This is a genomic window from Xanthovirga aplysinae, assembly GCF_009711365.1.
Classification (GTDB): Bacteria; Bacteroidota; Bacteroidia; order Cytophagales; family Cyclobacteriaceae; genus Xanthovirga; species Xanthovirga aplysinae.
Genome location: NZ_SMMB01001240.1, coordinates 1 through 13,495, shown reverse-complemented (window position 1 = coordinate 13,495; position 13,495 = coordinate 1). Strand labels below are relative to the sequence as shown.

At 40.4% G+C, this 13,495-nt stretch carries 17 protein-coding genes; all 17 read right to left on the bottom strand.

From position 1 onward, the window contains the following. A partial coding sequence (locus tag E1171_RS18645) for a hypothetical protein (protein ID WP_155207573.1) occupies positions 1 to 282 on the bottom strand: 282 nt, incomplete at its 3' end. Continuing rightward, complete coding sequence (locus E1171_RS18640) at positions 275 to 2,146, bottom strand: hypothetical protein (protein ID WP_155207572.1); 1,872 nt, start codon at positions 2,144 to 2,146, stop codon at positions 275 to 277. The genes E1171_RS18640 and E1171_RS18645, both read right to left, overlap by 8 nt. A 52-nt stretch (positions 2,147 to 2,198) precedes the next feature. After that, entirely contained in the window at positions 2,199 to 4,643 is a 2,445-nt protein-coding gene (locus E1171_RS18635) for a phage tail tape measure protein (RefSeq protein ID WP_155207571.1), read from the bottom strand. Next, on the bottom strand, positions 4,622 to 4,936 hold the full coding sequence (locus E1171_RS18630; protein WP_155207570.1) for a hypothetical protein: 315 nt from the start codon (positions 4,934 to 4,936) through the stop codon (positions 4,622 to 4,624). Before E1171_RS18630 ends, E1171_RS18635 begins: the two co-directional genes overlap by 22 nt. A 50-nt stretch (positions 4,937 to 4,986) precedes the next feature. Then, positions 4,987 to 5,256 carry a hypothetical protein gene (locus E1171_RS18625; protein ID WP_155207569.1) on the bottom strand — a complete coding sequence of 90 codons (270 nt, stop codon included), beginning with the start codon at positions 5,254 to 5,256 and terminating at the stop codon, positions 4,987 to 4,989. Between the two features lies 1 nt (position 5,257). Next, complete coding sequence (locus tag E1171_RS18620) at positions 5,258 to 5,659, bottom strand: phage tail tube protein (RefSeq protein WP_155207568.1); 402 nt, start codon at positions 5,657 to 5,659, stop codon at positions 5,258 to 5,260. 12 nt (positions 5,660 to 5,671) lie between these two features. After that, positions 5,672 to 6,022 carry a tail completion protein gp17 gene (gene gp17, locus E1171_RS18615; protein WP_155207567.1) on the bottom strand — a complete coding sequence of 117 codons (351 nt, stop codon included), beginning with the start codon at positions 6,020 to 6,022 and terminating at the stop codon, positions 5,672 to 5,674. Next, positions 6,019 to 6,453 (bottom strand): hypothetical protein, encoded by a 435-nt coding sequence (locus E1171_RS18610; RefSeq protein ID WP_155207566.1) that lies wholly within the window; start codon positions 6,451 to 6,453, stop codon positions 6,019 to 6,021. Before E1171_RS18610 ends, gp17 begins: the two co-directional genes overlap by 4 nt. Next, positions 6,446 to 6,763 (bottom strand): phage head closure protein, encoded by a 318-nt coding sequence (locus E1171_RS18605; protein WP_155207565.1) that lies wholly within the window; start codon positions 6,761 to 6,763, stop codon positions 6,446 to 6,448. The genes E1171_RS18610 and E1171_RS18605 overlap by 8 nt, the downstream gene beginning before the upstream one ends. Then, the gene (locus tag E1171_RS18600) at positions 6,760 to 7,311 is read right to left on the bottom strand and encodes a head-tail connector protein (RefSeq protein ID WP_155207564.1); all 552 of its coding nucleotides are present in this window, start codon (positions 7,309 to 7,311) and stop codon (positions 6,760 to 6,762) included. The genes E1171_RS18605 and E1171_RS18600 overlap by 4 nt, the downstream gene beginning before the upstream one ends. Before the next feature lie 74 nt (positions 7,312 to 7,385). After that, a complete protein-coding gene (locus E1171_RS18595; RefSeq protein WP_155207563.1) occupies positions 7,386 to 8,693 on the bottom strand; it encodes a phage major capsid protein in 1,308 nt (435 codons plus the stop codon). Position 8,694: 1 nt separating this feature from the next. Further along, complete coding sequence (locus E1171_RS18590) at positions 8,695 to 9,315, bottom strand: HK97 family phage prohead protease (RefSeq protein ID WP_155207562.1); 621 nt, start codon at positions 9,313 to 9,315, stop codon at positions 8,695 to 8,697. After that, positions 9,293 to 10,540: a phage portal protein gene (locus tag E1171_RS18585; RefSeq protein WP_155207561.1), complete on the bottom strand. Its 1,248-nt coding sequence runs from the start codon at positions 10,538 to 10,540 to the stop codon at positions 9,293 to 9,295. The genes E1171_RS18590 and E1171_RS18585 overlap by 23 nt, the downstream gene beginning before the upstream one ends. Before the next feature lie 66 nt (positions 10,541 to 10,606). After that, complete coding sequence (locus E1171_RS18580; RefSeq protein WP_155207560.1) at positions 10,607 to 12,280, bottom strand: terminase large subunit; 1,674 nt, start codon at positions 12,278 to 12,280, stop codon at positions 10,607 to 10,609. A gap of 46 nt (positions 12,281 to 12,326) precedes the next feature. Next, entirely contained in the window at positions 12,327 to 12,803 is a 477-nt protein-coding gene (locus E1171_RS18575) for a phage terminase small subunit P27 family (protein WP_155207559.1), read from the bottom strand. A 126-nt stretch (positions 12,804 to 12,929) separates the two neighbouring features. After that, positions 12,930 to 13,229 (bottom strand): HNH endonuclease, encoded by a 300-nt coding sequence (locus E1171_RS18570; RefSeq protein ID WP_155207558.1) that lies wholly within the window; start codon positions 13,227 to 13,229, stop codon positions 12,930 to 12,932. After that, the coding region (locus E1171_RS18565) for a VRR-NUC domain-containing protein (protein ID WP_187696533.1) at positions 13,222 to 13,495 on the bottom strand (274 nt) is incomplete at its 5' end. The genes E1171_RS18570 and E1171_RS18565, both read right to left, overlap by 8 nt.

The following is a 13,495-nucleotide window of genomic DNA, read 5'->3' as shown; positions in this document are numbered from 1 at the left end:
TATCAAACCCCAAGTTCCTGACCCTCCTACAGGAATGTCCCCTGTTCCATCATCAGAGCCAATCGTAATGAAATTAGTACCCCTGAAAGCCCCCGCAAACTCCACCTCTCCAGCTTCGTTGAGCTTCATGCCGGAATCAACTAATTGCCGTGAGCCTTTGAAAATGGGGAAAGTGTTTTCGGTCCCAAATCCCGTAAGTCCAATTGGACCACTTGAGCTACTAGAAGAACTATTTCCTTGTGAATTAGAAGTGTATCGTTTTGTCCTCTTAACTTCAAACATATACTATCTCCCCCTCATCATTATTATTAATTTCTTCAAAAGTCACATTATACGTTCCAAGTTTGGTGGTATGCTTAATTTCTGTTAGTAGGAATTTCTTATTGGCAACGGGATCATATAGTCCGCTTGAATTGTCAAAGGTATAAGTGGCCCGTGGATCAATTTTCCCTTTAACCGTGCCCTTAACTATCATCTGCTTGTTGACTGAATTATTGAAAATATTCAAAAACAGATGATCTATTATAGGCATTACGGCCCTTCCTGGATACACCCAGTTATCCGTTGGCTGGGTAAGTTCACTATTCTTAGAATACCCTGTTTCGTAATTAGCTAGACTTGCGACATCACCCGTAAATATTTTAATTGTTTTCCCCTTATTTACATAGTGGTCATTTATTGTACCACCGTGAATTGTTACCGGTTCTGGGAGATCTTGATCGCACTTTATCGAAAGGTTTTTAACACGTGCGTTTTCAGGATCACTATGTATACCAAAAATCTTATCAATTCTAATAGTGATTTCATAATCTCCACCTGCAAAATCAGCCCAGTAGGGCCCAAAAGTCAGGTTTAAAGTGTACCATTCATTTATTCTGTCGTGGTCATATCCAATATCTAATTCTGATAGTTGAACCACGACCCCTTGTCCATCATCATAAGCTGAAGTATCTAGCAACATACTGTTATAATTGTTGTATACTGCGTAAACTCCACTTACCAAATCTGCGCCAAGGTTAGTGCCTAGATAATATTTTATTCCTGTAGAAAGATTTGTGACCTCAACATAAAAAGAGTAGATACCATAGACATCCAAAGAGATTTCAAACTTCATTTGACCTGTTCCCTCTTTTCCTACAATAGTTTTGTAGTTCAGTGGAATAAGTGCGGTTGGTACTTCAATGTAATCTCCATTATTTTCATCTCTTACAATATTTCCCCCACCATACCATTCTTTAATAACCGGTTCAAGGCCTATAAACTCAATATCTTCTATCTTTCCCCCAGGTGCTAGTTCCTCAATTCGGTGTGTGTCAAATTCAATCTCTTGAAGCTCTAACGGCCTTGCTACTTCCAGTTGTTGATTTGCCCCAATAAATTTTACGTCCCTATCTTTTCCAATTACATAATTGAGGTTCAATTCGTAATAGGACTTACTATATGAAAAATCTGGCTGTGTAATTAACCGTACAAATTTGGTGTTAGCGTCAGCATATTCGACAACTCTATATATCCACCATTCCCCATCATATTGAAAAATCCTAGCACCGAAATTGTGAAGGATAGATTCTAGTATTTCCTTACAATTCTTGTCAGCAAATACGGCCGTATTCTGGTAGGTTGTTAGAAATGGAGATTGGCCCAAACCCGTTACATCTCCCTGCCAGAAGAGATTTACACCGTAATTAATCGGGAGGTCCTTTCCTGTCTGCAACAAAATTGTATAAATAATGTCATGTAGCTTATTACTGGCAAAGTAGGTGTTAACGGCACGGTCTAATGTGCCTAATCCGTCATTAGCGGAAAAGGTAGCCGGATAATTTCTATCCTTAGCGAAGGATTCTTTGTATCTTTCAGATATTAACCATCCCTCTAATAATTTGGCGTTATCTTCCTTTACATCAACAGAGTATTCACGATGAGCATTGGCAAATAAATCACCATAATAAAAATTAGATGGAGACAATAATTTTAGGTTGGCACTCATTCCCCAGATTGGCGCATGAAATTTATCCTTATAAGCACGTTCCACCAATATACCTCCACTATCAAACTCAATGGTTTTAGTTTTATCCTCTGTAGGGGATTGAATGGTAAGGTCTAAGGTGCTACCGGTATATGATTTATAGTTCCCTGTAAATTTCATTTGTTATCCGTATAATCGGTTAATCAAATAATTTGGACTCCAAAAAAGGTTATTACATATAATTTAAATTATCTGCTCTTCTAGCATTTGCCGCATGTATTGCGTCATCATCAATTAACACACTAATATTATTTATAACAGGCGTTTTCTGTCCAAACAGTTGAGCAGTTTGAAGGGGAGAACTTATTGTCGATCCCCTAGGAATATCTAATAACTCTGGTCCCGTTTCTCCAACTAAGGTTAAGCCGCCTGCTGTAAAAGAGGTCCCCATAGCATGGGATTTCCCTAAAAGTGCCCCAAAGACATTTCCAAACCCTCCGCTAGATACCCCTTCTTTAATTGTTCCCATAGCTTCTAAAGCTGTGCCTAACCCAGGAATAGCGGTAATAATAGCCGCTAAAATTAATGCCTTGGCAATGACAAGCCCTATTTGCTTGATCATTCCTAAAGCTGCTTCTTTAAAGGATTGTGTAATTGACTTTCCCGCCAAAATGGAAGAGGCAGCTACATCTGTAAAAGCATCCGCGGCCTGTAGGCCTAGTTCTTGTGTTTTCTGTAATTCAATATTTTCCTGTTCTTTAAGGACGGCCATTTCTTCCATTTGAGCTTTTCGACTTTCATGTAGAAGCTCATACATGGCGCGTAGTTCATCTACCTTATTGATAGCATCCGTTAGGAATTGTCCTTCTAAACCACCATTATCAATTGTTCCCTGGAGATTATCTATTTCCTCTTTCATAGAGGATAATTTTTCAAAAGCTTGCTTTGGGTCAAGGGCTGCAAAATTGGTCAGTTGATTGGAGATACTTGAACCTAACTCTTCTAAGGCTAGGTTTGCCCTTTTCTTTGCCTCTTCAATACTTCCAGCAGATTTATGAAGACTTTCAGCTACTTTTTTTAGGCCACTTTCTTCTAAGCCTTTGCCTTCAATGCTAGAAACAGAGTTATAAGCTCTTTTCTTAACTTCAGTTGGTGGCGGAGGGGGGGGAGGGTTTACTAGCAATTCCTTGTTTTTCTCAAATTGCTCCTTGAGTCTTAGCAGTTCTTTATACTTTGTTATTAGTTTTGAGGCGTATTTGTCATCAGCTCTCCCGCCTCTATCTAAACTCCCTGACCTATTTTTAGTATTATCTATAAGCTCAACCAGTTCACCAGAACTGTTCCTTGCATTTAACTGGGCTTTAACTATTCTTAATTGGTTATTGATTGCCGCTAACCCTTTTTCCTGTTCTTTTAGAGAGTCAGCTTTTAATCCTGTTAAACCTTCGGTTAGTTCTGCTTTATAGTTTTGCAGGTTCTTAAGATTTACAGTCAAACCATTATCATCTAACTCTACTGCCTTTGGTGCAATGGCTAAAATAGCCTCTATCGTCTGTTTATATTCATCGCTACCCTTAGTTAGGTTTTTTAGCTTTTCCTCTAGTGTTTCTATTTCACTTATCAATGAAGGGATAGAGCTACTAGCATCTTTAAATGTTTCTAGTTTATTCGAACTGGCTACCAAAGTGTTAATCTCTATTAGCTTAGCTAAAGCATTCTTAGCCCCAGTAATAAACTCAGTCCATGCTATAGCAGAACCGGCAAACATATTAGACCATGCCGTTTCCAGTCTTGCAGAGGATTTGACTAATTCATCTTGTGCTTTTGCGGCTGCATCAATTGGCCGCTTGGTTTCGGATAAGCCAACGGAAAGACTAGTAATAAATTCATAACCAGCATCTTCCCCTGCACCTTTAAATACATCAGCAATTACAGCTCCTACCTTTGCACTCGTCTTTGGAAGCTCGCCCATTTTTTTGGAGATCAACTGTATAGCTTCACCCATCGACATGGCCCCACTATCAATTTTTCTCTTTAACTCATCTCCATCTATTCCAATCCCTGCAAGTGCTTCGCTGGATGCCTTTGTCATTTCTCTGATTGACAAAGTAGCCTCTTTTATCGCATCTGGCCCTTTATCAGAGAATACTCCAGATTTCACACTGTGGCTCATGGCATTTATGGCCTGTGTGGCGGACAAACCAGCTTCCTTAAAAAATACAGGGTATTCTTTCAACATATTTAGGAATTCTCCGGAAGCATCAGCCCCTTGCGCAAATCCATTTCTGATATGTTCTAAGGCTTCAGCCTGGGAGATATTCATTTGTTTCGCAAAGGCATTGGCAGAAATCAACACCTCATCAAATTCCTTTTTGTAAGTTTTTGATATGGCTTTAATTTGCCCTGTTACTTTATAAAGTTCTTTCCCAGTAAGACCGGTTAACTTCTTAACCTTGTTAGTTGCTTTTGCTATGGAAACTGCAAATTGTCCAACTGCTGTAACAGCAGCTACAATAGCTGAAACAGCAAAGGCACTTTTTATCATCCCTCCAATACCCTTCAGGCCAATTTTAAACCTTTCTAAAGGGGTTCTGGCAGCTGCAAGTTCCTTTTTAAACTTAGCGGCATTGGCCGTAATCTTTAAGGATAATGTTCTTATAATCCCTTTTCCTGCCATCTTTTCTCGAATGCTTTAAGTTTTTCCTGTGTCATTATCGGAACCTCCTTTGAGGTTGTAGTTTTATCCCAGGGGAATTTCCATAATTTTGTTGGGTCCTTGATTTGTTTGTTTTTATCTATATGGATATTAAGCAATGCCACTGTTTGGGTACGGGTTCTTTCCCAATTTTCCCGATATTGATGTTCTAAATTTTTTGAGTATTGTTTTAATGCTTCAGTAAATTCATTTGGAGTTAAATCATAAAAATGCCCAACTGATAAACCTAATCTCCCTATTGCAATAGCAGCCAAATCTTCAATTGTAAGCGGTGGTCCTTTCTCTTTTTCCTCTTCTTTAGTATCTACTTTTTTTTTAAGGAATTTGTAAAGGCTGCCATATCCACATTATCTGCATCAAAAGCATCTTCTATTTGCTGCAAAGTGATGGACATCTTTTTATCTTCTAGTTTACAACCTACCTGAATAGAGTAATAGAGAAGAATTATGACATCCTCTACGTGCTTACCAAAATCTGTTATGGCTCTGCCTGTATGATTTTGAAAGCGTTTTATGGCTTTATAAGAAGTACGGCAAGGATATTTCTTGCCGTCTATGGTAACTGTTTGAACCATATTATGCCGTTACAATTTCAAGTGTAGAAGTCCCTTCAAAGGTGGCAGAGAATGTAGCTACCGCTGCACCACCAGAAGCACTAATTTCTAGACTAGTAACCCTGGCTTTTCCTGTCTGGTCAGGCACTTCATCTTTTCCCTCCATAAGTAAGGTGACGGGGTCATCGGAATGATAAGCTGTTAAAAGTTGAGCATAACCATTATTGGCTGCACTGGTTACCAATCCGTCTACTGATACTGACCATGGCTTTTTTCCCACTCTGTTTGAAGGCGCTAAACCATCTTCTTTTGCAACTGTTTCAATTAATTCAGCCGTCATAGTTAAGGTGTGAGACTTTGCCCCTGCAACTAAATCAGATCCGATTTTTACGCCTAATTCAAAGCCTAAAACAGTATTTTCCATTTTTCTTTTTATTTATCGTTTTACAATGACTTTATAAAATTGTGTGATTTCATGTACCTTTGATTCCGGATTATAATTGTAGATATCGTTGTCAAACTCAGCGATTAAACCTTCATCTTTACTATCTGTAATCACATCTCTTACTAGCTTGGTAATTTCTTGAAGCTCGGAAACTTTTGTTGCAGCAATCCAAACACTGAGACTAATTTCATCGGCTAAGGATACTAATTTTGCTGTAGTCTCTGTTCTTACCGTTCGTTGGCTTATCACAGCAAAAGGAGGCTTTGTTCCTTGCGGGATATGACCACAGTAAAGTTCAGGAATATGTGGTCGTAATAAACTAAAGACTAACTCTAAGATCATCTTCTCAATTTTTCCAATTCCCTATCCAATACTACTCCTAGCCGTTGACTGAATCTCTGAGTATCTTGATCTATTGTGTTGTCAATGGAAGGTTCAGCAAAAACATATCTAGGCATTACCCCTGTGCTTTTTCCATCCTTCGTAAATCTTTCTTTTCCTCCCTGTTCAAAAAATGGCCCTAAATAACCAAAATACCCACTGCCTTTTCTTGGGCCTATAAAAATGGCTCCCTTGTCTTTTTGGGAATTAACCACTGCTACCGAATCTGCTAATCTATCGGAAACATGTGCTTTCTGATACATTGCTTTTTTTGTGGGAGTAGCAGCAAACCTAATGGCCCTTCTTAATATTCTATAGGTGGTTTTATGCTCTAGGGCATCAAAAGCCTTAGAGAGTTCTTTAGCTCCTTCTAACTCTAGTTCCCTACTCATTGTCCCTAGCTTGCGCTTTGATAAGCAAATACTTTTTTCTTCCCTCTTCTTTGATGTTTAAAATATCCAAAAGTTGTTCTCCTTCTTTTAAACGGTGCTTTGTAGTTAGTCCAGAATAATATCTGATTTTGAACTGTACCTGTTCGTGGTAGACAGTTTGGTGTTCTCCTGCTTTTTCATTGCCATTTATATATTCTTTTTCAGCCCAAACCGTTGCCTTGTCTTCCCAGCTTTCTATTGCTTCTCCAAAATTGTCTTTGGTAAGAAATCGCTCCTGGATTATTATTTTACGGTCTAGCAGGCCTATCATATCCCCCTCAAATCATACAAGTTCATTAATATCTCAGCTGCTCTTGGAAAGTAGCCGGCCTCATCTCTTTTCTCGTACAAATGAGAAATAATTAAGAGCATAGCATCTTTTAATGGCTGTGGACATTTTTCCTCCTTATAACCCGCCTCATATTCTATTTTCACAGCCTGCGGACTGTTATTAGTCACTGGCCAATCCTCTACCGGTGTAAGTATAGCGGGAGAATAGAGTTCATTTAATTCGTATTCTTCTGGGTCTAATATTTTCTCTTGGCCTTCTTCATCCTTATAAGTAATAGAAACCACAGAAATAGCAGGAGGGTAGGAGAGTTCTATTTCCTGCTGTTCAAAACTAGCCATCACCTTTACAAAAGTTGCAGGAGCCAAACTGCGGTTAGTATTTTCTTGTACTCTTTCCTGGGCAGTTTTGATAAAGCCCTTTATCAAGTCATCCTCCTCGTGTGGCTCTGTGCCCAAACGCAATTGTACCTTTGCCTCCTCTAAGGTTACTACCTCCGTTGTTGCTTCTGTTTTTAGGATGGTGGGCATTTACCTAACTTATCTCGTTTTAATAGAAAGAAAGCCGGCCTAGTGACCGGTCTCTCACTCACATTCCAGCTTCACTAAGCGGTTTTGGCATCTTTCAATACTGCAAAGCTTTGAGCATGGCGTACGGCAATATCGTGGAAGGATGCAATTACAATTTGAATCTGTCCTTTTTTAGCCAGGGTGTAAGGGTCTACCACCAAATCCAGTCCTCCCCATTGGGCGATTACCAAGTCATTCCAGTTTCCAAAAAGAAGAGCTGAAAGGGCAGTTCCTGTTCCTTTAGTAAGATCGGATGGTACTTGTGTGGTTACCCTGGCTCTGTATCCGTTGATGGGAGAGCTATTATCCCCCCAAATAAACTGGCCTGAATTGGCTACTCTTTCGGTAGTTTTCAATTTGCCTCTAACCTGAGGGTTAGTCAGGTAACCTAGATTTCCCATGTCGGCATTTTCTGTTGCAATGGCTGTTTCCAAACCTACAATGTGGCTCCAAGTAGGGGCCGCTCCGTTGGTTCCTCCTGCTACTTCCTTAATTCCGGAGGTACTCAAAATCCCTTTTGGCTGGTTGTTTGACCCTGTTCCGGTGATGGCAGCTTTATCCAAAGCAATAGCCTGTGCCATGGCTAAATCTTCTCTTACCATACGTTCCACGTCCAATGAGGATTGGGTAATTAGCTGTTTGGAAAGGGTGACGAAGGTCCCCAATCGTTTTGGAGTCATAGAGATGCTGCCAAATTTTGGATTTGACTCAACTACATCTGTATTCTCTCCTGCCCATTCTGATTTTGAAACAGCGGTGGATTTTGGTAGGTCGAAATTTCCAGATAAGCCTGTTAATACTCTGGCTCCCATTGACTGGGTAATTAAGCGAGCTCTCAGGGCTTCAATATAGCTGCCCAAGGAAGTTTCGATTGTCACCTTTCCATCTTCACTTTCCCCGGTCGCATTCAGGGCCCGGCTCTCTTCTGCCTCGTTATTTAGCACCATATACGGCACTCCGACCCCTTGTATATTCATTCCGCTTGTTCGAGCCTCCCTTTCAGCTTCCTGATGCATTTCAGCTTCCAGACCATCAAGATTCCCATTCATTTGACCCCTAATAGCCTTCATGAAAGAGAATTTTTTGATTTCTCTTTTTTCTTTTTCAGAAGTTTGTTCTCGGTAGGCTTCTCCGGCAGCTCTTCTTTCGATTGCTTCGATTTGCTCCTGCTGTCGGATTTGTGTGTCAAATTCGTCCACTTCTTCCTGAAGGGCATCCCATTTAGTTTGCTCCTCCTCTGTGAAGTTTCTGTTTTCCTCTTTGATTTTATTTGCCATATCCTGCATGGCCTGGAGCTTCTCTGCTCTTTCTTCTTTAAGTTGTCCAGATGTTTTGCGTGCCATCTTAGTTGAATTTACGTTGGTTAATTATTAATTGTGCCTCTATTGCACCATGCAGGGGCTTAGGCTTATTTTCGTTTTTGAACTGCTCGAATGATCTTTTTGCCGCTGTAACTTCCGTATCCAAATAGGCTGGGTGAGTAACGGGGGAGACATCATAGAGACGCTTGAACTTGGTAATAGTCCGAATATCTCCTAGCTGCTCGTCTTCTTCCCAACTATCCTCTGAAACAGTAAAAGCAAAAGAAGAATGTTGAATGTCTTGCCTTTTAACCATCTCCAAAAGGTCATTACCGATTGTGGTGTTAGGGGCTTCAAAACGGTATTTGAGGCCTGTGTCGTCGACTTCTAAGGTGAGTGTATTGGAAATTGTCCTAGCTAATACAAAATCCGCCTTATGATTGAATAGGGCCACAACATCTTCTTTGGAAAGGTCGATACTATTCATTGCGGAACGGGCTATTTTTTCATGGAACCATCCAAAGTTTCTGCTTAACTTATCAAATTTGAAGGCATATCCTTCTATGGTTCGGCTTTCTTCTCCCTCTCCTTTGGCTCTTATCTCTATGCTGCTATGGAAACAACGGGTTTCCTTTTCACTATTAACTTTCTTCTCCTTGCTCATTGCCTCCTAGTTCTTTCAGTTGGATTTTGTCAATATGCTCAGTGTTGCTCATGTTAAGCTGAACATAGTATTTGTCCCCGTCCGGTTGAGGGTTCATATTTTCAAGCTCTCGTATTTCGTTACTGCTAATGGCTCCCAGGTTAAAAAGAGTGCGGTAAAACTCCGCTCGACTTTTCATGTCCCCTCTTAACAAGCCGTCTAGATTGGTCTTAATAAAATGGTTTGGCTTTTCTCTTTGACTGAAAAGCTTATAGGTGTATTCCTGATCTAAACGTTTTGCCCATGGGCGAAGGGTATATTTGACAAATTCAATATCCTGATGTTCTATGTTATTATAGGTAGATCGTGTTAAATGCTTTAGCCTGTGGGGAGATACGTTGAACCACCTGCAAACTTCCTCTATGGAAAAATGACGGGTTTCCAATGCCTGTGCATCGGTAGGAGAGAGGCCTACTTTATGGAACTTCATTCCATTATCAATAAATGCTACTTTGTGGGCTCCATCATTACCCTGAAATTTTCTATTGAATACTTTTTCAATTCTGTCTCTTGAATCTGTATTGAGTTTTTGAGGTACTTCAATTACTCCACCGATATTGGCCCCATTTCCAAAAAAAGAAGAGCCATAATCTTGTAAGGCTAATCCCATTCCTAACGATTCTCTAGCAAAATGAATGATCCCCTTACGGTTGCCAAAAGAGGAGAAAAAGTTATTGATGTGAAGCATGTTTTCCGATTCAATAACTTCACCTTTGTGTCTATAGTATTGTTTTCCTTTGTTTTCAATTTCTTCTACTTCATTTGTATGAAGTAAAATAAGTTTCTGTGGATTGTGGTTGCTATCCCTATAAATTCGTGCATACCCAGCACCCCAGTATAAAGCTCTAACCACTATAGTCTCATTGAATTCTAAGGAGCTTACATAAGGGTTTGGACGGGTATGAATAATGTATTGCAAATGGTGGTTTCTGGCAATTTCTTTGCCCCTGTCTAGTCTCTTGAAAACATTGCGAGGTAAAGAACCAATGGTTTCGGCAATGTTACGGCCTGCATCATAGACAGCGGAAAAAGTAAGGGAATTTTCGGGAGTAACAGATACCCCAGCTTTGGATTGGGCTCCAAAAAGATTAAGAAGCCATTGCGCCGGATTGCTCAATGTTGAACTACCGGCGGAACGCTTCTCCTTACCTCCCCACTCAAAATTTAAAAGTGATAATTTCCCCACTAATATATAACTCGCTTAACCGTATATACAAATATAGTAAAGTTAAAATATATAACCAACAAAATGTTAAATATTTTGCCATGCATTTGGGTCATCGTATATACTGCCTGTTTCTTCGCTGAATAAGGTCAAATATTCCCCAATTGCCATGGCAAGCGCTACCATACCATCTACTTTTTCCGTGGATTTGGCTTTGTCTATTTTTATATTCCCCGCTGGATCTCTTCTCAATTCTACATTTGAGCACATCCAACGCAACACGGGGTTACCGGAATGTTGGAGTTTTCCTTGCATGGCTAGTTTTTCAAGTTCCTTGGTAGGGGCAGACATGGACACAAAACCTTGACCAAATGGTGCCATTTCTAATCCTTCGTCTGTAAGTTCTAAGACTAATTGTGTAGCGTTGTATCGGTCATAAGCAATTGAACGGATTTGATATTTTTCAGCTAAATCTAATATAGTTTGTTTGATGAATCCGTAATCAGTGACATTGCCGGGGGTATCAAAAATAAAGCCTTCTCTTATCCAGGTAGGATAATCTACTTGGTCCCTTTCGGCTCTCTCTCTGGCATTGTCTGCGGGCACCCAAAAGAAAGGAAGAATATCAAAAGTTTCCTCTTCTTCGTTAGGAAATAGGAGAATAAGAGCCGTAATATCACGTGTGACGGCTAAGTCAAGCCCGCCGAAACATTCACGCCCTTTGAGTGCTTCTGGATCTACTGCTATGTTTCCTTTCATCCAATCATCATCCTTAATCCAAACCTCAGAGGCATCGGTCCAAATGTTGAGGTTTTTGGTAAGGAAGTTGACGATTTCGGAAGAGTTGTTTTGTGCTTGGTTGCATTCGTCCTTAAGGTATTTTTCCTTAAGGGCAACACCAAGGTTAGGATTAGCTTTATTCCAATTCTTTGGATCGGTCCAGTCGTCACCCTCATCTAAGGTGTAGATTAGGGCAAACAATGTATCATCCTGTTTGCGACCTTCCAGAATATCAATACAGGTTTTCCTAAGCTTGTAACATGGACTCTCTTTGTTAAATCCTGCGGTGGTAATGGTGAATTGAAGAGGCTGTTCACGAGCTCCCATGGCCGATTTCATTACATTGTATAGTTCGGCGGTCTTGTGTGCGTGGTATTCATCTACAATGGAACAATGGGGATTAAGTCCGTCAAGGGTATCGTGCTCTGAGCTTAATGGCTCCATTTTGGAAGAGCTAGCCTGAATATGAATGTTGTGCTGATAAACGGTAATGTATTTTTTAAGGCCCTTGCTTTTTTGGACCATGCTTTTGGCCTCGTTGAAACAGATTTTTGCCTGATCTCTTTTGGTTGCAGCCGTGTAAATTTCAGCTCCCTGCTCTCCATCTGCCACCAACATATAAAGGCCCAAACCAGCGGCAAAGGTTGTTTTTCCGTTTTTCCTGGCTATTTCCTTATAGGCATATTTGAAACGCCTGGTTCCATCTTCGTTCTTCCAACCAAAAAGTACCCAAAGACAAAATTTTTGGAAAGGGGCCAGTTCAAAGGGTTTACCAGCAAAAGCACCCTTGGAGTGGGTGAGGAAGCGAAAAAAATCAATGGGCCTTTGGGCTGCCTCCTCATCAAAGTATATACCTCTTTTTTGACCTTGTTCAAGATCGGTCAGGTGTCTTTCAACCGCACAACGTACATGGTGCCCCACTAATTCTTTTCCTGAAATTACATCCTCTATGTATTGTTTTGCCGTTCGTTTATCTGTCATGTATTATACGCATACTCGTATATACAAATATAATAAAAATAAAAATTTACGCTCTTCCTTGGTTCAAAAATGCCTCTAAGGGATCTTTCTCTTTTTCTCCTGTTGCTGCTACCTTGCTTCGGGAGGAAGGGGTTAGGCCAAACTCACTCATCATTGATCGAACCCGCTTCCAGGCATCAGAAGCAATAGCAACCTCAGGTCTTGCCCTATACATTACACCCCCTGATTGGTTAATGCTTTCGTAGGTGGAGCCAAGTTCTTTTACAGCCTTTCTTGCTTCCCTGTACTCGCTGTAAGCATCACAAAGCAATTCTAATGCTTTTCTATCGGCAGTGGTTAGAACCTGCATATTGCCTAACTCTTTGGCTAATTGCCGAAAGGCCAGCTTTCCTTTTTTATCCAGCCATTCCGGTGGGCTAGGGTTGTAGTCGGTAGGTAATTTGGGTTCTTTCTTATTGGTCCGGCATTTTTGTAGAGTGCCGGAAATCACCTTCATTTGCGTTGGTTTGGGTTTTCCAGGCATATTATTCTATATTTTGTACTTTCCTAATTTTAACTTTTTCTTTTTCATTCTGCACGCGCATATAAAAGACTCCAGATGCGGTTACAGAGACAAAGCTCTAAACAATCTGAGGTACCCCTCCCTAGTTCATTGGTGCGCTTCACGTCCTGATTTTCTATTGTGACATGGGGAACACAAAGATTGTAAATTTTTAATATTTAATTCAGCTCCCCCTTTTCTTATAGGAACAATGTGATCTACAACATTAGCTGGAGAAACTATTCCTTTTGCATGGCATTCCACACACAAAGGATTGTCTTTAATAAATGCATTGCGTAATCTTCTCCATGCTGAGGATTGATAGAATTTCGTTTCCTCTGTCCTTCTGCCTTGAGCTTTCCGCTCAGGTACCCATGGTCGTTTTCTTCCAATTGGCAATTTAGGCATTCAAATACTCTTTCAAAATTCTTATCGCTTCCATACAACCTCTTGCTACTTCTGCTTTGTACCCTCTTTCTTTGAGCTTCTTAATCCAAGCCTTTTGTTCTTTGCTGACTACTCCACCTTTCAGTTTTTTCATTTCTATGAATAAACCGTGGTAGATTCCTCTAGGCTCATGAAATGTCATATCTGGATACCCTGCTTTATACCCCGCCGCTTTCATTTTCTTAGCTTGAGTAAGACTTGTCCTTAACCCTCCTGCACTGGCGCAA